Raw genomic sequence first — 20,226 nt, 5'->3', positions numbered from 1 at the left:
ATCTTCCTATCCGGCATGCCAGGCAGTAGATGCCCGCGTCTGCTCTCCAACACCGCTCAGCACTGAATCATAGGCTTTGGCGATGGCCGCCAGTGAGTAGCTGTCTGCAATGCAATCGCGAGCGGCTTGACTGCGCCCTTCATATTCTTCGTGTGACCAGTTCGCCGCATCAGTCAGAGATTGGCCAAGCGCCTGCGCGTCACGCGCGGGTACAACATACCCGCTTTCGCCAACGATTTTGGCTGCATCACCAACATCTGTCGTTACAACGGGTCGGCCGTAACTCATGGCTTCTGCAATGACATTTGGAAAACCTTCGGTGCGCGAGGATAAAACCAACATGTCGATGCTGTTGTAGAAGTCCGACATGTCATGCAAATCACCACATAGCACCACGCTGTCTTCCGGAAGCTCGTTTTTGGCAAGTAAATCGCGCAGCGCGAGGTTGTCGGTGGTGACACCGTCTCCGGCCAGTCGGGCCGTCAAGTCTGGCACAGAACGTCGTGCGATGGAAAAAGCCCAAAAGAAGGTCTCAAAATCTTTTTGCGGATGAAACCGGGCGGCCAACCCAAAGACCCGTGCCGGACCTTTTCGCGATTGCGCATTTTTGGGAAGCAAAAACCCGTTTGGCACGACGCTTGCGTTTGCTTCTGAGAATCCATACTTGGCGTGTTGCTGCAATGCGCGGGTCGAGTTGTAGATGATCCCATCGCTGAACCGCGAAAGCTTCTGCGACAAGCCAACTGCGACCCGGGTACTGCGGGTAAAGGCAGCCGGATCGTCCAAGGCCTGCCGCACCGTCCAAACCACTGGTACCTGCCGCATCGACATCAGTTTCGCAATCAGCCCGACGACCATCGCGTGATACATCCAACATAAAACTACGTCAGGTTTGTGGGTCCGGATCAGCCGCGCGATACGCCAGATTGCGCGCGGAAAGGACAGTGGGGATCTGGCATTTAGCGAGACGTACTCAACCTTGTCATTGCCCGCCATGGCACGGCAGCGGTCCGACACTTCGGTCAGGGCCACAACAACAGCGCGCTCACCCGAGTGTGCCAGCAAGCGCGCCAACATGGCTTGGGCTCCGCCCTGCGTCGAAAAATCTGTGACCACATGCAGAATCATCTAGCCAGCCTTCTGCACAGCCAACGCACGATTGCCGACGTCTAGAATACACTGGGCGAGGCGCCCGATATCGTCCTGAGACCAGGCCGGATCGATAAGGAAGGCCAGACTTGTTTCACCCAGCTCCCGCGCGACGGGCAGGCGATGGGTTGGGCCTAATCCATTCTTAGTAAAGGTTTCCTCCAGATAGATCTCGGAACAACTGCCCGAGAATGCAGGGAACCCGGCATCGGCAATCTCGGCAATTATCCGGTCGCGGGACCAGCCCGAGGCCAGAGCTTCTGGACGCGCAAACGCATAGAAACGGTAGTAAGCGTGGGTTAGCCCTTGGGACGGAACTGGCACTCGGAATGCCGGGCACGAGGACAAGGCGTTGGCCAGCAGTTCAGCGTTTGCGGTCCGGTGGGCGCGCCAATCGTTGAGCCGCTTCAACTGCACGCGACCCAGCGCGGCGGAGGGGCCGGTCATGCGCAGGTTTGTACCCGGACCTGAATCGTGCAGCCAACGAAAACCGGGCGGGTGTGATTTGTTGAATACGGTGTCATATCCTTTGCCGTGGTCTTTGTAGCTCCAGACCTTTGACCAAAGCGCGTCGTCGTTGGTCAGCAGCAAGCCCCCTTCGCCGCCCGTTGTCATGATTTTGTCCTGGCAGAATGAATACGAACCAAAGGTACCAATGGTGCCAACATGCCGGTCGCCGATCATCGCGCCGTGGGCCTGTGCACAATCCTCGATCACCCACAGATCATGCGCGCGCGCCAGATCCATTATCGCATCCATGTCACAGGGCCAACCGCCCAAATGCACTGGAATGATCCCGCGCGTGCGTGGTGTTATGTGAGGCGCAATTGTCTCGGCAGTCAGATTCTGTGTGACTGGGTCGATATCCGCAAAAATGGGTATGCCTCCCGTCAGCATCACGGAACTGGCGGATGCGATGAAACTGCGCGGCGTCACAATCACTTCATCCCCGGGGTTCAGATTCAACACATGCATCGCGGCGTCCAGTGTCAGGGTGCCGTTGGCCATCGCGATCGCATGAGAGGACCCGGTATAGGCGCAGTATTCTTCTTCGAACGCGCGCACATCAGGACCGGTCCAGGCATTAACCTTACCCGAGGCCAAAACCTGACTGACGGCATCGATCTGTTCCTGATCGTAGATGGGCCATGAAGGCATGTTCAATCCTCCTGTTAGACGACGGTCCGCACCAGCACGAACCCTTCGGCTGCGTGTCGGTGAACCGTCGCGCCGCGCAAGGTTGCCAATGCTCTGATACTTTCGACCGAGCGTTCGTGCGGTGGAAGCTTGGCCTGGCTTTCAAACATGGCAAACGCCTTAAGTTTACGTTCCAGCGTGTCCGTGATGTCGACAAAGACATTGGGTATGAAAGGCGGCGTCAGATACGGCGCGTTCCAGTTTGTTTCTGATAATGTTTCGTAGGCGGCAATGGTCGCTGGATACTCATCCTGATGTGGACGACTGGCCACGAGGCTGGACAGGAACGTCAGCTGGTGGTCCATGTGGATGTCGCCAGGATGGGGCGCCAGGATCAGATCAGCTCCAAGGTCGCGCACCAACGCACCAAGGGCTGCGTTCAGGTCGGAATGCGGCTGTTCGGACAACTCGGCTGCGGTGAAATCCAACCAATGCGTTTTTGTCACCCCCAAAAACTCATGCGACCGGCGAGCCTCAGCCCGGGTAATTTCAGTCTGGGCATCATCGAATTTTGGCGGTTTTGCGCGTGTGACGACAACCACATGCACTTCACGACCCGCATCGGCCAGCCGCGCGATCGTGCCACCCGCACCCAACACCTCATCATCGGGATGAGGGGCGATGACCAGCGCGGGGCCTGCCCCGGCGCTGAGTAGATCAGTGGTAATCATGTTGTCTTTCCCAATTTCGAATGTATGGCCGGGGGGATGTCGGCCCCTGACCATTCCAGAATATCCAGACATCGCCCGTCGCCGCAGGCCACGGTGAAGCCCTGGCCGTTGATGGCCTGCACCTGACCGGGCAGCCCAATGTAGTATCCTTCTGGCTCGGTACGGGCGGATTTTGTCACCACCAGTTGACGGCCATCAGGTCCATAGGTGAAGGCACCCGGGTAAGGTGGGCCAGATGCCCGGATCAATCGATCAATCTCGGCAGCCGGGTGGGACCAGTCGATCAACCCGTCTTCGGGTCGGCGGCGCGCGCATACACTGATGCCGGTCTGGGGCTGTGGTTCACGTGGAATGTCGCCGACGGCGATCTGCTCCAGTAAGGGCGGCAAAAGACCTGAAATTGCGCGCAGTGACCGATCATAAAGATCGCGGGCTGTGACCTTGTCAGGATCAACGGCATATCGCGCCTGGGCCGCGATTGGTCCGTCATCCGCCCCTTCGCCCAACCAGAATAGCGATGACCCGACATTGCTTTCCTGCATAAGAACAGTCCACGGTATCACGCCACGTCCGCGCAGACGTGGCAGGGCCGAAGGATGAAACCCAATGCAACCGATCCGTGGTATGGCGCGAAACGCTGCATCGCAAATTTGCGACCAACCGATGACGAGGATCAGATCAGGCTGCACCGCTTCGATTTTTTCAAGGGTTTCAGGGGCGTTGGTCTTCTCAATATACTCAACCGGAACGCCGTAACGATCGGCCACAATGTTCAGATCAACGAAATCAGAGTGGCGATGAGAAAGATGAGGCGGCAGTGTCAGAACCAGATCTGGTGCATGGCCTGCCGCGCAAATCGACACCAAGGCGGCATGAGACGTTTCGACAGCGCCAACCAAAATCGTTTTCATGCCGGTGACCCCTGTAAATTGGCCTTTGCTGGTGGATGGTCCCGCAGCCATTGGGCGGCGGCGTCAATACGATCGGTCCGGCGGTTTTCACCCCAGATGGCGACGCCAACAGTTTCAGCCATGATGCGCAGATCCAACAGGGTTGATCGATGCGCCACGTACCAGATATCCAAACCTAGTTTTTCTGTATTGCTGAGGTTGGTGTTGCCGCTGACCTGTGCCCAGCCTGTCAGGCCGGGTCGAACGGAACAGCGATACTGACCTTCCGTCCCAAAGCTTTCAATTGTTTCGGGCAACAACGGACGGGGTCCGACCAGCGCCATATGCCCGCGCAAAATCAGCAGCAGCTGCGGGATTTCATCCAGCCGCAGTCGCCGGATAAGTGCCGTCACCTTGGTTTGACGTTGATCATCAGGCAGCAATGCGCCGTTTGGTCCACGGGCTTCGGACATGCTGCGCAGCTTGAACAGTTGGAAGATCTGTCCATCGCGCCCGCATCGTGGTTGCGAAAACATCAGCGGCGCACCCACAGAAAAAAGCACAATAAGGCAAGCGATCAGGAAAAAGGGCAGGGCCACCACACCCAAGACTACGCATAGCAGAATTTCGGGCACTCTATTCACACTTCAATCCAACTCAGTACTATGCGGCGGGCCACAACACATCAAAATCAAAAAAAATTCGTCAAGCAGGGCTGACGAGAAAACTGCACGCGGGGTGAAGAAAAAGATACGCGCACCCCACTGTGTTCGAATTGGATATGATTTGCAAGAAGTGCTGAGCCGGGTCAGGCGAATCAAGTCATACGGGGCGCTGTTCCCCGAGTGGGGCGCTTTGACCAGTAAGAAATCATAAACGATTCGCCGCGTTTTAATGAAATTGTTTCCGACTTCAGCATCTGAGAGTACGAGAGTGGCAACCGGGACCAAATTACCCAGTTTTGTGCGAATGCCCTCTGTTTTCTAGGATTGTCCCGACAAATACACTAAGAGCATCAACAGTGTCTTGCGATTGTCACCAGATACCGGTTCAATCGCAAGAGGCGAGATGGGTTAACTCCCGGATGACACGAAACCGATTCTTTGGGCCAAGGTCGCGTAAATGTGCCGCCCAGATGAAGGTCGGAATAACGTTTTACTAACTGGAAAGAGCAGTGCCAGATAATCTTGAACGACCCTATCAGGCCAATCAATTCGAACGTTTTGCTCGGCCGATGATCTGGACCGTATTGCGACGGCATGCGGTGCTCATGATCGGGATTTGCATCCTGTTTTTTGTGGCAGCTTATTTCGTGCTGAAACGGTTGGAACCGAGCTATAGCGCGCAATCCACTGTTGTGATGGCGCAGCTGGATACCCGCGTTCGAACGACGGACGTTCAACTGGAAACTTTCGAACTATCGCGCGTGGCGATCGAAACCCAATTGGATATCCTCAGATCCCGCGTGTTTGCCGCTGACGTGGCACAGAACATGGATCTATACACCAACACCGAGTTCATGCCGGCACCGCCACCGGATCAACCCGCACCGCCCGAATTGCGGCGCGAGCAGGTCGTGGACAAGTTGTTGGGGTCTTACAGCATTGCGAGGCAAGGCGAGAGTCTGGCGATCAAGATTGATGCGGAATCCCATGATGCACGACTGGCTGCAGATATAGCCAACACGGTCGCCGAAACGTATATTGCCGAAAGCGACCGGGATCGTCAGGCCGGTATCACCCGGTCCATCGATTTCCTGCGCACCCGCGTCACACAGCTGAATGAAGAGTTATCTGCTGACGAAATCGCGCTGGCTGCGTTCGTTCGGGAAAACAGTCTTGATGACGAAACAATGCCTGACCGCCAACGTGCTGATATTGAAAGATTACAGGCGATATACGACGTTGTATCGGGTGATGATCCTACATCGCCCGAAGCAGAAGAACTGAAGGTCGAATTGGATCTGGCACGGTCGGATCTCTTGATCCGATCAAGGGCCGAGCTGCGATTGATAGGCATGGAGCGTTCGCTTGAACTGCTGCGGTCGCGGTACCAAAGCTCGATTGAGCGATTGAATGAGTTAGAGACTCAGTTGCAGTTTGTATCGGAAGGGGCCCGGCAGGTCACAATTGCCCGTATCCCGTCCCGCCCGTTCTGGCCCAACCCTGTCGTGATTTTGGGTGGCGGCATTTTCGCTGGAGCATTTTTGTCCATACTCCTTGTCGCGTTGCTCGAAGCGTTGAACACCCGGATCTGGAGCGACGGGCAAATCAGCGCGTCTGTTGGAGCCGTAAACTATGGCTTTCTACCTAAAATCAAGAGACGCAAGCTATGGGACAAAAAACAGGACCTTATCCCGTTTTTCATAGAAAACCCGCGCTCACCATATGCCGAGGCATTGCGAAATTTCCTGACGCTTTGGTTCAATCGCGAAGGTCTGGGGAGGGTTGTGCTGGTGACGTCTGGCCTTCCGAGCGAAGGAAAATCGACCGTTGCCGTCTCGATTGCGCTGGCGGCTGCCCGTGAAGGTTTGAAAGTTCTGGTTCTCGATCTGGATTCCTACAGGTTAGGCGCCAGCCGCACGCTCGACGCCGTGCACTCGATAAATTCACTAGAGGACGCGGCGTCGGGGAAAGCCCGGCCAAAGGCGTTGAAAATAGAAGGACTGCCGGAGGGCTCGATTTCGCTGCTCAACGTTGCTGTCCGCTCGGATGCATCGGTCAAAGATGAAAACGCGCTCTTGAGTGAGCTTAAGTCGCGTATTGATCCCAGCTATGACCTGGTTTTGGTGGATACGCCACCGATTCTGGTGGTCAACGATGCCTGCCGGGTCGGATCGCTGATTGACGGGACATTGTTTGTTGTGCGCTGGGGGCGTACGCGGCTTGAAGAATTGCAAGACGCATTCGAAAAGCTGGATATGCATGGGATCGAGGCAACAGCGACCCTGATCAATGATGTGGATTTGGACAAGCAGCGCCAATACGGTTACGGGACTTATTCGTATTATAGTGACTATAGTAAGGCGGGTTACTCGTGACGGGAAAGCTTGTTGCCCTTGCCAGTCAGGTCGGCAGACACTAGCTTTCTTGACATAGGCGATGGCCCAGAGTTTTTTCAGCGCGTGATTGATCGATCATTTTTGATCAGTGTGTAAGAATTGGTACCGCAGAGTTTTGCATGATCATCTGGAAATGATCGCACGCCCTGCAGCGTTAGTGAGTTGGGAGACAAGATTTTGAACAGCTGTTTCAGAATATTCCTTTTGATTTTTGCGATGGCGGCCAGCTCGGTCTTGGCCGAAGGCTATCGCTTGTTGCCGCAGGACCGAGTGTCCCTCAAGGCGATGCGCTGGGACTCAGCCTCTACGACTTACGTGACCTGGGACGGCGTAACCGGCGAGTATTCGATTACCGGAGACGGAACCTTGATGGTCCCGCTTGTCGGTCAGGTTGATGCCGAAGGGCACACCCCGGCGGAACTGGCTGCGCTTCTGGAACTGAAGTTCCGCCGTCAGATTGGTATGGCAGAGCCCCCCAGGATTGCACTGGAAGTCGTGGGCCACCTGCCCATTTACGTACTTGGCGACGTGAACTCGCCGGGCGCATATGACTTTCATTTCGGGATGACCGCGCAGCAGGTGCTGGCCTTGGCAGGCGGCACCATCCGGCCACCGATTGAGTTTTCGTCCAGCAATGATTTCCAGATTCTGCGCATGGGCGGCGAAATCCGTTTACTGTCGACGCAGATCGGAGAGCTGGAGCAGGAAAGACAGCGGCTGGTTGCGGATTTGGCGATCCTGGAAAGCGACGAGAACAGCGGCGAGCTCCCTGAACCTCCGACAGGTCTTGAAGGCGAGATACTTCAGGCAACTCTGTCTGCGCGCGAAGGTATGGGAGAACGCATACAGGATTTGCAAAGCCTTTTGACTGAGCAGATCGCAAGTCTGACCACACAGCTTGAGCTGCGCAACACGCAGATCGCGAATGTCAGCAAAGAACTCGAGAACCTGAACTCCCTTAAGGAAAAGGGCCTGACGGTTTCAAACAGGGTCACAACAATGACCAATCAACTGAATGATCTTGAATCCAAGAGATTGGACCAGGAAGTTGCGCTGTTGGTCGCACGGCAGGATTTGAACCGCGCGGAACGGGATCAGCTGGAACTGGGCGACAACGCGCGTTCGGACACGCTGGTTCAGCTAAACAGTGTGGAAAGTGAGCTGGGGTCCCTGAAAACAAGATTAGAGACCGCAACGACCCTGCACGGCGAATTGGCAGCTGCAGGCTTGCTCAGCGACGACGACGTGGCCAGTGAAACGATCATAGAGTTCGTCGTGACCCGCGGCGTTGGTGGTCAAACGCAACGCGTGACGGGCACTGATCTTGTCAGGCCTGGTGATACAATCGAAGTTGTCAGGCGAACTGTTCTGACCTCAAATTGATGATTTTGGGTTTCCGGGGGATGACCCCAAAAGTTCTAGTTTACGAGTTTGTATTATGACATTGCCTGAAGACCACCCTGTCGACTTTCTGATCATTGGTGCTGCAAAATGTGCCACCACTTGGTTGCAGCAGTCATTGACGCAAACGCCGGCCATTTACATGCCGGGGCCTGAGCTGCACTTCTTTTCCCGTGAATACGATAGGGGGATCGGTTGGTATCGGAACCAGTTTGACGGCTGCGAAACCGCGGATCTGATTGGCGAAAAATCGAACTCGTATCTGACTGTGCCCGAGGCCGCTGCGCGCATCCGTGATTTCGCGCCCAATGCCCGGTTGATCCTGCAGATGCGTGACCCGGTGCAAAGGGCCTATTCCGACTACTGCATGTTGTTTCGTCGCGGCGAAGTCTCTGAGCATATTGAGGACTACCTCGATCCGGCGCGCGCTGCAGATGGTCGATTTCTATCGGACGGTCGCTATGCCCATCACCTCGACCGTTTCTATGATCTGTTCCCTGTTGACCAGATTTTGCTGCTTGCGTTTGAAGACGTCCGAGGCAACCCAGTTGGGAACCTAGAGAAGGTCAGGGCGCATCTGAATCTCAGGGAAACGTTGGAGCCGCCTATCAGTAAGAAGGTCAAGGATAAGAACGCAGCAATGGTTCCTCTGCCTCTGCGCAAGGCGCTGGCGCCAGTTCGATTTGTGCTGGATCCGGTGCGCAACACGTGGCCGGTTCGATCTTTGCGCAACGCCGTCGCACGGCAAGTGGAATATCCTGCACTGACTGACGATCTGGCCAGACGCATGGCCGATTTTTATGCCGAAGACATTGCCCGGATCGAAAAGCGTGATCCGGATGTCAGCCACGCATGGGCACATGCCCAAAAACACCAACCAGCGCGAATCAATTGACTGCTTGTCATGATCAAAAGGCAGCTAAGTTTCCGAAGTGGAAACAAAAGCCGAATGTGGACACTCTCGTATCTGCTTGGCGAGCTTCGGCTCCAGTGCCCCTAACAGAGAGAACAGCAAGCGAACGCTGGGAAATTGGACATTTCTTTGGTCAAATGATGTCGACATTGTCAAAAAAGCGTTTTGATCCGGCTATCGCTGTGATACGTTAACGCTATATTTAGACGATATTGGCCGATGTATCGGTTGGTTTGAATATTAGTTTGGTTTGTATGAGTGAGAAGGGGGTCTTGGTTTCGGGTACTGTTATTTCTTGTGCTTGGACCGTTGTGGGGGACTTTTACTGAAATAAGTCAGACTTGCTGATGCCATGTGGGCGTTGGTGAATGAGTGCGGCTTTTGAGGCGGAACGGCTGTTTATCGGTCCGTCAGGTTGAGTCGATTAGTAGTTGGGCAATTTGTACGCCGGAGTTCAGAGTATGTATGAGCGTGAGTTGGTTAAGCTCAAAAATGGATCAGTTAATGATAACGCGGTCGAGCCCGAGCTGAAGCTGGGTGATTTTGGGTCCATAATAAAGCAAAAACTAAATGAACTGAGAGCGAACCGCCGTCTGGTGATTGGCGACGTGCTTGCTTCGGCAATTTCTGTTGTCGTGGCAGTGGTTCTTGCAAATGGCGGCGTGTTGCCCGCCCAGCCGGCGGCCGTATTGGTTCCCCTGGTGCTTATGTCGTGCCTTGTCGCGCTGGCAATTTTGCCAATGTCCGGAATTTACAAGCGTCACACACGCTCGACGTCGTTGCGTGATGTCACATTGATCGTCCGCGCGTCCGCACTGTGTGTCGGGACACTGGCGCTGCTTGGTTTGGCAGTTCAGATCACGGCTCAGGTACCACTGGCCGTATATGTCATCCAGTTCTTCTTGATCGTTCCGGCCTTGGGAAGCCTGCGCATTCTGGCGCGTAGCACCGAGTTCAAGCGCAAAGTACAGGGCTGCTCGGAACGTTCGGATGGTAAGATTCCTGTAATCCTTGTCGGTACCGGTGCCAGCTGCGATCTGTTTGTTCGCTCGCTGAGCAATACGGACTCAAAATACGAACCTGTTGGCATCATCGACGACGCCCGCAATACGCAAGGCCTTTACTTCCACGATGTAAAGATCATCGGCTCGTTGCTGGATGCGGATGTTGTCATCGAACGCCTGAAGTTCAGCGAAACGTTGCCTCAGCGCTTGCTGCTGACGGAACCCGTGACTCACTTTGAAAGTGATGGCATCCGCAAGCTGACCCGTTGGGCCGAAGCCAATAGCATCACCGTGTCTCGTCTGACCGGGTTGGAAGAGCTGGGCACTGAAAGCTCAGGTATTCGTACGGTAAACCCCGAGGATATTCTGGATCGGCCGCAAAAAGCGGTTGAACGCTCGATGCTGCGCGAAATGTTCGAAGGCCGCCGGGTTCTGATCACCGGTGCTGGTGGCTCGATCGGCAGTGAACTGACCCGTCAGATCGCCTCGTTCGAACCAGCCGAAATCGTCATGATTGAGAATTGCGAATACAATGCCTACTCAATCGACATGGATCTGAGCCAGAACTTCCCGGAAGTGACGCGTCGTATCTATGTCGCCGATATTCGCAGCGCCGACCGTGTGAACTCGATCTTTGAACGTCATCGTCCTGAACTGGTGTTCAACGCCGCTGCTCTGAAGCACGTACCGATGGTCGAACTCAACCCCTGTGAAGGTGTTCTGACCAATGTAATCGGTACCCGGAATGTCGCTGACGCCGCACGCAACGTGGGCGCAATCGCGATGGTTCAGGTTTCGACCGACAAGGCCGTGAACAGCACCAGCGTCATGGGCGCGACCAAGCGTGTTGCCGAGTTCTACTCGCAGGCGCAGGACCGTGTAACCAATGAAACTGACGAAGAAACCCGTTTCTTCTCGGTTCGCTTCGGTAACGTACTGGGCTCGTCTGGTTCGCTTATCCCGTTGTTCCAGCGTCAGATTTCCTCTGGCGGCCCGCTGACTGTCACCGACCCCAAAATGGAGCGTTACTTCATGACGATCCGCGAAGCGGTCCAGTTGACACTGGTTGCCGCAGCCAAGGGTCTGAATCTTGAAGACAGCCACGGTGAGATCTTCGTTCTTGATATGGGTCGTCCTGTGAAGATCGTCGATCTGGCAGAGCGCATGATCCGCCTTGCTGGTCTGGTGCCGTACAAAGATGTCGACATCAAATTCATCGGTATCCGCAAAGGTGAAAAGCTTTATGAAGAGCTGTTCGACGTCACAGAAGAGCACCGTGACAGTGGTATTCCAGGCGTGTCTTCGGCCATCCCCGAGGGTGTGTCAGCCGCGCGTCTGCGCGCCATGATCCTGAAGCTGGAACAGGCGGCACATGAAGGAAACGACCTTGCCGTCAAGAAACTGCTGAAAGAGCTGGTGCCGGGGTATGGTGCCAACGGACTGCGCCCAATCGAAGCGAAAGATCTGACGAACCGCCCGGCAAAGCCTGCAGTTCCAGCGATCTCGGCCAAGAACGTGGTGAACGGCTTTCAAACCTCAGAGTCTCTGGAAACCGTCGGCAATTGCTAAAATTATAGTCTAATGCATTTTATTTGGCGGCCCGACCCCGCTGCCGTGTGTAGTACGAGTGAATAAGGGCTCTTTTGAGCGAGTTATAAGAATGTCAGGACTAAGTCACTCTGGCGCATATCGCCCCACCCAGCACAGGTGGCATCAAATCCTGCGTTTCTTAGGTGCCGGTGTCGTAAACACGCTGTTTGGCTATACTGTATTTGCAGGCCTTGTGTGGTCGGGCGCACATCCTCAGTTGGCGCTGGTCATACAGTTTGTTGTTGGCGTGCTTTGGAATTTTCAGGTGCATGGTCGCTATGTGTTTTATGTGCAAGGCTATGGTCGCCTGCCACATTATGCCGTGTCTTATGTCGTGATTTACGCCTTTAATGCCTTCCTGTTATGGGGTCTTTTGCAAGTGGGGCTTGATCCCTATCTGGCCCAGGCCATTGCATTGGGTCCAACAGTTGTCTTGTCTTACATTTTGATTTCCCGTGCCCTGCGCCCAAGCCCGCAGGAGATAACGCAATGACTCAGTCCACCGACCCAATGCTGGATGCTGGTCACAGCAACGACACATCAGGTGCCCCAACCCGAGCGGTTTTTGGCAGCGTATTGACGCGAGTTCTGATCGCGGGCGTTTTGGTCCTTCTGTTTGTGGCTCTTTATGGGCGCATCATGGGGTATGGCTTGCGCCGGGACGAGTTGATGTTTGTGCCGCCTGCGGAATTACTTGGGTACTCAAGCCTTTACGGAGACTTCTTCTACAATCATGTCCCAAACTCGGCTTGGTTCTATCGCGGGTTCTACCTGATGTTCGGCGGTGAGGGGCTTTTGGCATCTGCACGCTTTGGTCAGTTCTGCGCCTGGCTATTGCTGGCCTCGGGCGTCGGTTGGGCAACATGGCGGATATCAGGTTCAGCGCTGTTATCAGTGTTCTTTGTGGTGGTTTTGGTCATTAACGAAACGCTGCAAACGCAGGCGGGCATGGCGGCCAGTAACAACCTATTGCCATTGCCTTTTGCAGCATGGGGCCTGGGACTGTTTATAGTCGAAACACTACGGGACCGGCCCCGCTTTGCTCAGTTGCTGATATCCGGTCTGCTTCTGTCCATAGCAGCCGGCCTGAAAGTCAGCGCGGTGATTTTCATCCCACCCGTCGCGGTCGCCGCTTTCCTACTACCTTGGCATCTGCCTTTTTCTGAACGGCTGCGTTCTGTTGTTCTGCCAGTTCTGATTGGTGGTTTGGTGGGTGCACTGCCACTGTTTTGGTATCTTGCAGCGGACCCTTCCGGGTTTCTTGCGCATGTTCTGAAGTTCCACACCGGGCCGCATATTGCCTATTGGCAGGCCAATGCTGCCTCAGAACCGGGTCTGGCCATGGGCTTGGGAAAAAAGATCCAGCTTGCCTATGCGACATGGTTCAGCGGTGCTGCCTTGATTGGCCTGATGGTCTTGTTTTTTCTGGGCGTTCTCAGCGTAGCCAAATCGACACAAACGCGCACCGGACTGGGGCAGATCCTTATGGTTTTGGCTGTGCTTGGCATGACCGCACTGTTCAGCTTTGTGCCGACGCCAGGCTTTCCACAGTATTACATACAGCCTTTGATCGCAGTGCCTTTGCTTGCCGCATTGATCTATCGTCTGGTCCCTCATGAAAAACGGGCGCAGATTGTTCCGCTCTGTCTTGCAGGATCTGCTTTGTTGTTCCTGCTGGGTGCCCCCCGACTTGCCCCCGGACTGCTTAGTTTGGCGAAACCAGATAGCTTTACGTCTGCTCGGATCGCAAAAGGAGGGGCCTCCCTTCGTGAAGCCGTAGCTGACAGCGCAAATCCAGACGGGCCGGTCGCAACATTCATGCCGCTTTACCCGCTGGAAGCACACCTGCCGGTCTATGTTGAATTGTCGACCGGGCCATTTGCCTATCGCATCGCACCATACACCGACCCGGAACTGGCAAAGCAGTACATTATGGCCGGGGAAAAGGACCTGCTGACGCTGTTTGATTCCAACCCGCCCTCAGCATTCCTATTAGGATATGATTCTGACCTTGAGGCGCCATTGTTGCGATATGCGAATGAAAATGGCTACGCTGCAGTGCAAAAAGACGGGTTAAGCAACCGCTATGGCGAAGGTGTGATATACTTAAGACGCGCAGATGCGGCAGAATGACAATGGAGCAGCACCAAACCCGCTCATGACTCGTTGGCGGAGACACCCTGAGCTCCAACGTGAAAGTGTAAATTTTGAAAAGGTTTATTTGAGGGAGTAGCACGAATGAAAACAATTCTTCTGGCAGGAGGGCTGGGTTCACGGCTCGCCGAAGAAACAGTCGCGATTCCAAAACCGATGGTCGAGGTTGGCGGCAGACCCATCATCGCGCGCGTTATGGATATTTACAGCCATTTCGGACACCGCGATTTTGTTGTGGCCGCTGGATATAAGGCGCTGCTGCTGAAGCAGTTCTTTGCCAACTACCACCTGATTGCGAACAATATCTCAGTGGCTCTCGACACCGGAGAGTTGAAGCTGGTGCCATCTGCGCCGGGCGGTTGGAATGTGTCAGTGGTGGACACTGGTGCCCACACCATGACCAGCGGGCGTATCCGACGCCTGAAAGAGTGGATGAACCCGGGTGAGACTTTCATGTGCACCTATTCCGACGGTTTGGGTAATATCGACATCAACGCGCTGCTCGATTTCCACAAATCACACGGCAAACTGGCAACGGTGACCGCTGTGCAGCCACCTGCGCGGTTCGGGAATATCGAACTAAAAGGTGATCGCGTGGATGCTTTCACTGAAAAAGTGCGTCGGCGTGAGACCTGGATTAACGGCGGGTATTTCGTGTTTGAACCGGGCGTCATGGACTACATGGTTGATGACACAGAACCGTTGGAACAGTCGCCACTGTCCCAGATGGCACGCGACGGAGAGCTGATGGCGTACCGCCATGATGGGTTCTGGCATCCGATGGATACCATCCGTGACCGCAACGCCCTGAACGCTCTGAGCGAGGAAGAAACGCCACCCTGGATGCAATTCGGTGAAGAAGCCTCGGCTGAATACCCGGTCGCAATTTGAGGGCAAAATGACGGCTCAAGAGACTCAGATGTTCGGCGGCCAGTTCAACGGCCGCCGCGTCCTTGTAACGGGGCACAGCGGCTTTAAAGGCGGCTGGATGTCGCTGTGGCTGCAACGCCTGGGGGCCAGTGTTACTGGTCTTTCGCTACCGCCAGAGCCGGGACCGTCCCTGTACGATGCCTGCGACATCGGCGCGGCGACGGACAGTCGTTTCGCCGATATCCGTGATCCAGCCCAGCTATCGAAAACACTGGCAGGGGTCGATGCCGAAATCCTGTTTCACATGGCAGCGCAACCGCTTGTTCGGAAATCATATCGCGAACCGGCTGAAACATTTGCGACGAATGTTCAAGGCACTGCCAACGTCCTGGAAATCGCCCGTAAGATGCCGTCACTAAAGGCGGTGATCGTGATCACCAGCGACAAATGCTATGACAACCACGAATGGGTTTGGGGCTATCGCGAAAGCGACCCGTTGGGTGGCAAAGACCCCTATAGCGCCTCGAAAGCGGCAACCGAACTTGTGGCACAATCTTATGCGCACTCGTTCTTTTCCGACACCAACGGTCCCAGGTTGGCAACCGTTCGTGCAGGAAATGTGTTTGGCGGTGGTGATTGGGGTGAAGACCGGTTGGTCCCAGACGTCATCCGGGCATGGTCTAAGGGCGACCCGGTTGTGATTCGAAACCCGGCCAGCATTCGACCTTGGCAACATGTGTTGGAGCCGGTCTCTGGTTATCTGCAGGTTGCCGAAAGAATGCTGACGGACGGAGAAACTTTTGCCGGGGCGTGGAATTTTGGACCCGATGTTTCTAGTACCGTCGATGTCCGGCAATTGGCAGACATGATTCAGCGCGCCTGGGGCGCGGGTGCGCCAGTCTTCAATTTCCCGGATCAGACATCTGACGCGCCGCACGAGGCCGGCATTCTGCGACTGGACAGTACAAAAGCCCAGACCCGATTGGGCTGGCGTCCGCGTTTGACATTGCAAGACGCGATCAATCTGACCGCAGATTGGTACAAGACACATGCCAAAGGCGGGAACATGGTAGAGATCACAAATACACAGATCGACCATTTCGAACGCCGGATATCATCTGTAGAACCAGACCGCCCGACGGTCGCAGCGCAGTAAGCGACATTTTTAGGAGTAAGATTAATGAGAGTGAATTACGGGCAGACTGTACACGGCCAGGAAGAGATTGATGCCGTTGTTGAGGTTTTGAAGACATCTACCCAAATGGGCCCAAAAGTGCGCGAAATGCAGGAGAAAGTGTCCTCTCTATTTGCCAAATCGCACGGGATTATGACCAATTCGGGTTCATCCGCGAACTATCTGGCAGTCGAAATTCTGGATCTGCCAAAAGGCAGCGAGGTGATTACACCCGCGTTGACCTTTGCCACAACCGTTGCACCGTTGGTGCGTCAGGGACTGATCCCTGCTTTTGTGGATGCCGCAGAAGGCACTTACAACATCGACGTGGATCAGATCGAACGGATGATCACGTCAAACACGTCTGCGGTTATGATCCCATCGCTGATCGGTAACCTGCCTGATTGGCGCAAGATCCGCGAGTTGGCGGATGCACATGGGTTGAAAGTGATCGAGGACAGTGCCGATACGTTGGGTGCCACGATGGAAGGCGTCAGCACCGGAAAATACTCTGACATCTCGACCACTAGCTTTTATGGCAGCCACGTCATCAATGGCGCGGGCAATGGCGGTATGCTGTGTGTGAACGACGACGAACTTGCCCGCAAAGCGCTGCTGATGCGGTCCTGGGGGCGCAGCTCATCGCTATTTGTCGAGTCCGAGGCCATCGAAAATCGCTTTAACGTACAACTGGATGGTATTGAATATGATGCCAAATTCCTGTTCGAAGCGCTGGGGTACAACCTGGAGCCTTCGGAAGTGAGTGCAGCCTTTGGGTTGGTGCAATTGGGTAAACTAGGCAACAACATCAAGGTTCGCGAAGAGGCATACGATGCCCACCGCGCCTTCTTTGCTCAGTACGAAGAATGGTTCATTCTGCCCAAACAGCTGCCGGGGTCTCGTACAGGTTGGTTGGCCTTCCCGCTGACCATCCGCGAAAACGCACCGTTCACCCGGCGCCAGCTGCAGATTTTCCTGGAAACATCCGACATTCAGACCCGGCCGGTCTTTACCGGCAACATTCTGCGTCAACCGGCGATGAAAGGTCTGGAATATCGCAGCGATCCAGCGGGTTACTCGGTTTCGGATTCGGTTATGCGTGGCGGTATCCTTCTGGCATGTCACCATGGCCTGACCCAGCCTCAGATCGATTATATGCATGAAAAAGTGACCGAAGTCCTGGCGCCTCATGCTGCCGGGCTTTCGCGGGAGGCATCCTGATGCCGCTGGCCCCGACCGAGGCGATCCGGGATCTGATCCGGGATGATTTCAAGCAAGGGTCTGGCCCTTGCGCCGTCAACGGCGGGGTGCCGGTTTTTGTACGCTATGAAGACTCGGTCATTGAGCCTCCTAAACCAACGGATATCGAGGTTGAATCCCAGATCCACCGCCCGGCTTATCGTGGCCCGATCAAGTTCCTGAAACGGTTGGCTTCGCCGATCAAGCAGGTCACTTTACGCAACGTGGATCGGTTTCTGTCCGAGATGAAGGCATTAAACCCGAACCCTCGTGTTTTGATCGTGGGCGGCGGCAGTGTTGGGCAGGGCATGGGAAAGCTCTATGACGATCCCAACGTTCAGATCTTCGCCTTTGACATCTATCAATCGCCTAATATCCAGTTCGTGGCAGATGCCCATGACATTCCGATGCAGGATGATGTCTTTGACGGCGTGGTCATTCAGGCCGTGCTGGAACATGTCCTCGACCCGCGTCAGGTGGCATCCGAAATTCACCGGGTTTTGAAACCGGGTGGTCTGATCTATGCGGAAACACCTTTTCTGCAGCAGGTCCACGAAGGCCCCTATGATTTCACGCGATTTACCGAAAGCGGTCACCGTTATCTGTTTCGCGCGTTCGAACGGATCGATTCAGGGGCCAGTGCCGGGCCGGGCGTACAGTTCATGTGGTCGGTGGATTACCTGTTCCGGGGATTGTTCCGGTCGCGCACAGCGGGGAAAGTGGCCAAGCTTTGCGTTTTCTGGGCGCAATATCTCGATCGTCTGATCCCGGAACCTTACCGGGTCGATGGCGCCAGTGGGGTGTTTTTCCTGGGCCGAAAGTCCGACACTGTGTTGAAACCAAAAGAGGCCGTTACGCACTATCAAGGCGCACAATAGTCGTGCGACGATAGGCAGGCAGAGATGGGTATGCTTGAACATTTGGGACATTTTTTCTGTCCGGGCAATACGTTATGATGCGTGTTCTGGTTACCGGAGCAAACGGGTTCATTGGCTCTCATCTGGTGCGGGCCTGCGCTGCCCGTGGGGATCATGTGACCGCGCTTGTGCGGCCAACTGCGTCTACAGACCGACTGGCTAATGTGGCGTCAAACTTAAATGTGCGCCGGGCAAACTTGACCACAAGTACAGACATCCAAAACGTATTCGAGGAGTGTCGACCCGATCTGGTGTTTCATGCCGCAGCCAAAACCCGCATTCCGGCGGCTGCGGATTTGTCTGATGCTGCTGACAGCTTGCATGAAAACGTCCAGATCCTTCTGAACGTTTTGCGTGCAGCGGCGAGTTGCGTAGCACCTCCCGGTGCCTTTGTCCGGCTGGGAACAATTGCGGAATACGGTGAAAACCCTGTTCCATACGTCGAAACGCAGTGTGAAAAGCCGCGAGACAGCTATGGTACGTCAATGCTGACCGGCACCAAATATCTCGAAATGCTGCGATCTCGGTTGCCGTTCCCGGCAGTGACCGCGCGCCTGTCTTTGACCTATGGGCCGGGGCAGACCGGACAGCAGCTTGTTCCCTATCTCATCGACAACCTGTTGAACCATCGCACCGCGCAAATTGGCAGACCGGAAGATGCACGGGATCTGATCCATGTGGATGATGTGGTGCGCGGTTTGCTTCTGTTGGGTTCCGACCCATTGGCAGCGGGCCCTGTCGTAAACATCAGCACCGGCTTACCCACCAAGGTCCGCGAAGTTGCATTGATCTTGCAGCGATTGACCGAAACACCCGCAGCACTGCTGCAATTTGGCACGGCAAGCGGCCCGGCAATCGACTTGATAAACCATCCGGGATTGATGAAATCCTGCTATGACTGGGCGCCAATAGTGGCCTTAGAAGAAGGTTTGAAAACCACTGTAGATTGGGCCAGGCGGCACAATCCGGGTACTAAAGTGACAGGACAGGTAACATGACACTCGTTTCAATCCTTATTCCTGCCTACAACGAAGAAGAAAATGTGCAGATGGCCTATGACCGGGTTATCGCGGTGTTCGACGGGTTGGACGGGTACGAGCCCGAGATCATCTTTACCGACAATCACTCCGAAGACCGAACATATGAGATCCTGTCCGAACTGGCGGCGTCCGATCCGCGTGTCCGGGTCATCCGGTTTGCGCGTAACATGGGGTATCAGGCCTCGGTCCTGACGGCGTATCGTTCGGCCAATGGGGCATGCGCTGTTCAATTGGATTGCGATATGCAGGACCCGCCCGAGCTGATCCCTCAGATGTTGGACCTGTGGCGGCAGGGGAACCACGTCGTGTATGGTATCCGCCGCAGCCTGCCGGACGGACGCGTTGTGGCCGCTGCGCGACGCAGCTTTTATGCCCTGATTGATATGATCAGCGATGACGATTTGCCACGTAACGCAGGAGAGTTTCGCCTGACAGACCGCCGCATTCTGGATGAGCTGCGCCGTGTCGATGATCGATCACCTTATGTCCGCGGGCTAATCAGCGGTATGGGGTTCAATCAGGTTGGTTTCGAATACGACCGCGCAGCGCGCACGGCTGGAGACTCGAAATTCCCATTCCGCGCGATGTTGTCATTGGCCGTGGACGGGCTGATCAACCACTCGCTTTTGCCGCTGCGTCTGGCGTCGATGATCAGTTTGACAGTTGGGCTTTCAATGTTCCTGCTGATGGTCGGCTATCTGATCGCCAAGGTTGTCTTTGGTCATGACTGGCCTGCTGGTTTTGCGACAACGACCATCCTTCTGCTGCTATCGATGACACTGAACGCCATGTTCCTGGGCATCCTCGGCGAATACATCGGGCGTATATTCCTGCAGTCCAAAGACTTGAACCGGCCAATCATCGAACATGAACTCAATCGACCCGGCCCTAGTGACCAGACAACCGCGCCGCTGCGCGAGGCTGAAGCGCCACGTAAGAAGATGTCAGGATAATCC

17 protein-coding genes are annotated in these 20,226 nt (G+C 55.1%); 12 read left to right on the top strand and 5 right to left on the bottom strand.

Annotation, left to right across the window (positions count from 1 at the left end; genetic code table 11):
- Positions 1 to 6: 6 nt before the first annotated feature.
- Genes D9K61_RS00230 through D9K61_RS00210 form a run of 5 tightly spaced genes read right to left on the bottom strand, consistent with a single transcriptional unit; the run spans position 7 to position 4,542 of the window.
- Positions 7 to 1,128 carry a glycosyltransferase gene (locus D9K61_RS00230; RefSeq protein ID WP_120631259.1) on the bottom strand — a complete coding sequence of 374 codons (1,122 nt, stop codon included), beginning with the start codon at positions 1,126 to 1,128 and terminating at the stop codon, positions 7 to 9.
- On the bottom strand, positions 1,129 to 2,307 hold the full coding sequence (locus tag D9K61_RS00225; RefSeq protein WP_120631258.1) for a DegT/DnrJ/EryC1/StrS aminotransferase family protein: 1,179 nt from the start codon (positions 2,305 to 2,307) through the stop codon (positions 1,129 to 1,131).
- Between the two features lie 14 nt (positions 2,308 to 2,321).
- A complete protein-coding gene (locus tag D9K61_RS00220; RefSeq protein ID WP_120631257.1) occupies positions 2,322 to 3,017 on the bottom strand; it encodes a PIG-L deacetylase family protein in 696 nt (231 codons plus the stop codon).
- Positions 3,014 to 3,928 carry a methionyl-tRNA formyltransferase gene (locus D9K61_RS00215; protein ID WP_120631256.1) on the bottom strand — a complete coding sequence of 305 codons (915 nt, stop codon included), beginning with the start codon at positions 3,926 to 3,928 and terminating at the stop codon, positions 3,014 to 3,016. Before D9K61_RS00215 ends, D9K61_RS00220 begins: the two co-directional genes overlap by 4 nt.
- Positions 3,925 to 4,542: a sugar transferase gene (locus tag D9K61_RS00210; protein WP_216825723.1), complete on the bottom strand. Its 618-nt coding sequence runs from the start codon at positions 4,540 to 4,542 to the stop codon at positions 3,925 to 3,927. Before D9K61_RS00210 ends, D9K61_RS00215 begins: the two co-directional genes overlap by 4 nt.
- Positions 4,543 to 5,081: 539 nt before the next feature.
- On the opposite strand from D9K61_RS00210, the gene D9K61_RS00205 reads away from it, so the two are divergent.
- The 12 genes from D9K61_RS00205 (at position 5,082) to D9K61_RS00150 (ending at position 20,223) form a co-directional block, all read left to right on the top strand.
- Positions 5,082 to 6,947, top strand: a complete 1,866-nt coding sequence (locus D9K61_RS00205) for an AAA family ATPase (protein ID WP_120631255.1) — start codon at positions 5,082 to 5,084, stop codon at positions 6,945 to 6,947.
- Between the two features lie 237 nt (positions 6,948 to 7,184).
- Positions 7,185 to 8,351 carry a polysaccharide biosynthesis/export family protein gene (locus D9K61_RS00200; protein ID WP_120631254.1) on the top strand — a complete coding sequence of 389 codons (1,167 nt, stop codon included), beginning with the start codon at positions 7,185 to 7,187 and terminating at the stop codon, positions 8,349 to 8,351.
- Between the two features lie 55 nt (positions 8,352 to 8,406).
- Positions 8,407 to 9,264: a sulfotransferase gene (locus D9K61_RS00195; RefSeq protein ID WP_120631253.1), complete on the top strand. Its 858-nt coding sequence runs from the start codon at positions 8,407 to 8,409 to the stop codon at positions 9,262 to 9,264.
- A gap of 479 nt (positions 9,265 to 9,743) precedes the next feature.
- Positions 9,744 to 11,855 (top strand): nucleoside-diphosphate sugar epimerase/dehydratase, encoded by a 2,112-nt coding sequence (locus D9K61_RS00190; RefSeq protein ID WP_120631252.1) that lies wholly within the window; start codon positions 9,744 to 9,746, stop codon positions 11,853 to 11,855.
- Positions 11,856 to 11,946: 91 nt separating this feature from the next.
- Complete coding sequence (locus D9K61_RS00185; RefSeq protein WP_120631251.1) at positions 11,947 to 12,369, top strand: GtrA family protein; 423 nt, start codon at positions 11,947 to 11,949, stop codon at positions 12,367 to 12,369.
- Positions 12,366 to 14,009: a hypothetical protein gene (locus tag D9K61_RS00180; protein WP_120631250.1), complete on the top strand. Its 1,644-nt coding sequence runs from the start codon at positions 12,366 to 12,368 to the stop codon at positions 14,007 to 14,009. Before D9K61_RS00185 ends, D9K61_RS00180 begins: the two co-directional genes overlap by 4 nt.
- Before the next feature lie 105 nt (positions 14,010 to 14,114).
- Positions 14,115 to 14,921: a glucose-1-phosphate cytidylyltransferase gene (rfbF, locus tag D9K61_RS00175; RefSeq protein WP_120631249.1), complete on the top strand. Its 807-nt coding sequence runs from the start codon at positions 14,115 to 14,117 to the stop codon at positions 14,919 to 14,921.
- A 7-nt stretch (positions 14,922 to 14,928) separates the two neighbouring features.
- A complete protein-coding gene (gene rfbG / locus D9K61_RS00170) occupies positions 14,929 to 16,056 on the top strand; it encodes a CDP-glucose 4,6-dehydratase (protein ID WP_120631248.1) in 1,128 nt (375 codons plus the stop codon).
- Positions 16,057 to 16,080: 24 nt separating this feature from the next.
- On the top strand, positions 16,081 to 17,295 hold the full coding sequence (locus tag D9K61_RS00165) for a DegT/DnrJ/EryC1/StrS aminotransferase family protein (RefSeq protein ID WP_120631247.1): 1,215 nt from the start codon (positions 16,081 to 16,083) through the stop codon (positions 17,293 to 17,295).
- Positions 17,295 to 18,191: a class I SAM-dependent methyltransferase gene (locus D9K61_RS00160; protein WP_120631246.1), complete on the top strand. Its 897-nt coding sequence runs from the start codon at positions 17,295 to 17,297 to the stop codon at positions 18,189 to 18,191. The genes D9K61_RS00165 and D9K61_RS00160 overlap by 1 nt, the downstream gene beginning before the upstream one ends.
- A 77-nt stretch (positions 18,192 to 18,268) precedes the next feature.
- Positions 18,269 to 19,228, top strand: coding sequence for an NAD(P)-dependent oxidoreductase (locus D9K61_RS00155; RefSeq protein WP_162946662.1), 960 nt, complete (start codon positions 18,269 to 18,271; stop codon positions 19,226 to 19,228).
- Positions 19,225 to 20,223, top strand: a complete 999-nt coding sequence (locus D9K61_RS00150) for a glycosyltransferase family 2 protein (RefSeq protein WP_120631244.1) — start codon at positions 19,225 to 19,227, stop codon at positions 20,221 to 20,223. Before D9K61_RS00155 ends, D9K61_RS00150 begins: the two co-directional genes overlap by 4 nt.
- The last annotated feature ends 3 nt before the right edge of the window (positions 20,224 to 20,226 follow it).

It is taken from the genome of Ruegeria sp. EL01, assembly GCF_900313035.1.
Lineage (GTDB): Bacteria > Pseudomonadota > Alphaproteobacteria > Rhodobacterales > Rhodobacteraceae > Ruegeria.
This window is presented reverse-complemented; position numbering and strand designations above follow the sequence as displayed.

Bases quoted from the DNA above. Each gene is read 5' to 3' on its own strand.
- D9K61_RS00230 (WP_120631259.1), bottom strand. From the start codon at position 1,128: ATGATTCTGCATGTGGTCACAGATTTTTCGACGCAGGGCGGAGCCCAA.
- D9K61_RS00225 (WP_120631258.1), bottom strand. From the start codon at position 2,307: ATGCCTTCATGGCCCATCTACGATCAGGAACAGATCGATGCCGTCAGT.
- D9K61_RS00220 (WP_120631257.1), bottom strand. From the start codon at position 3,017: ATGATTACCACTGATCTACTCAGCGCCGGGGCAGGCCCCGCGCTGGTC.
- D9K61_RS00215 (WP_120631256.1), bottom strand. From the start codon at position 3,928: ATGAAAACGATTTTGGTTGGCGCTGTCGAAACGTCTCATGCCGCCTTG.
- D9K61_RS00200 (WP_120631254.1), top strand. From the start codon at position 7,185: ATGGCGGCCAGCTCGGTCTTGGCCGAAGGCTATCGCTTGTTGCCGCAG.
- D9K61_RS00195 (WP_120631253.1), top strand. From the start codon at position 8,407: ATGACATTGCCTGAAGACCACCCTGTCGACTTTCTGATCATTGGTGCT.
- D9K61_RS00190 (WP_120631252.1), top strand. From the start codon at position 9,744: ATGTATGAGCGTGAGTTGGTTAAGCTCAAAAATGGATCAGTTAATGAT.
- D9K61_RS00185 (WP_120631251.1), top strand. From the start codon at position 11,947: ATGTCAGGACTAAGTCACTCTGGCGCATATCGCCCCACCCAGCACAGG.
- D9K61_RS00180 (WP_120631250.1), top strand. From the start codon at position 12,366: ATGACTCAGTCCACCGACCCAATGCTGGATGCTGGTCACAGCAACGAC.
- rfbF (WP_120631249.1), top strand. From the start codon at position 14,115: ATGAAAACAATTCTTCTGGCAGGAGGGCTGGGTTCACGGCTCGCCGAA.
- rfbG (WP_120631248.1), top strand. From the start codon at position 14,929: ATGACGGCTCAAGAGACTCAGATGTTCGGCGGCCAGTTCAACGGCCGC.
- D9K61_RS00165 (WP_120631247.1), top strand. From the start codon at position 16,081: ATGAGAGTGAATTACGGGCAGACTGTACACGGCCAGGAAGAGATTGAT.
- D9K61_RS00160 (WP_120631246.1), top strand. From the start codon at position 17,295: ATGCCGCTGGCCCCGACCGAGGCGATCCGGGATCTGATCCGGGATGAT.
- D9K61_RS00155 (WP_162946662.1), top strand. From the start codon at position 18,269: ATGCGTGTTCTGGTTACCGGAGCAAACGGGTTCATTGGCTCTCATCTG.
- D9K61_RS00150 (WP_120631244.1), top strand. From the start codon at position 19,225: ATGACACTCGTTTCAATCCTTATTCCTGCCTACAACGAAGAAGAAAAT.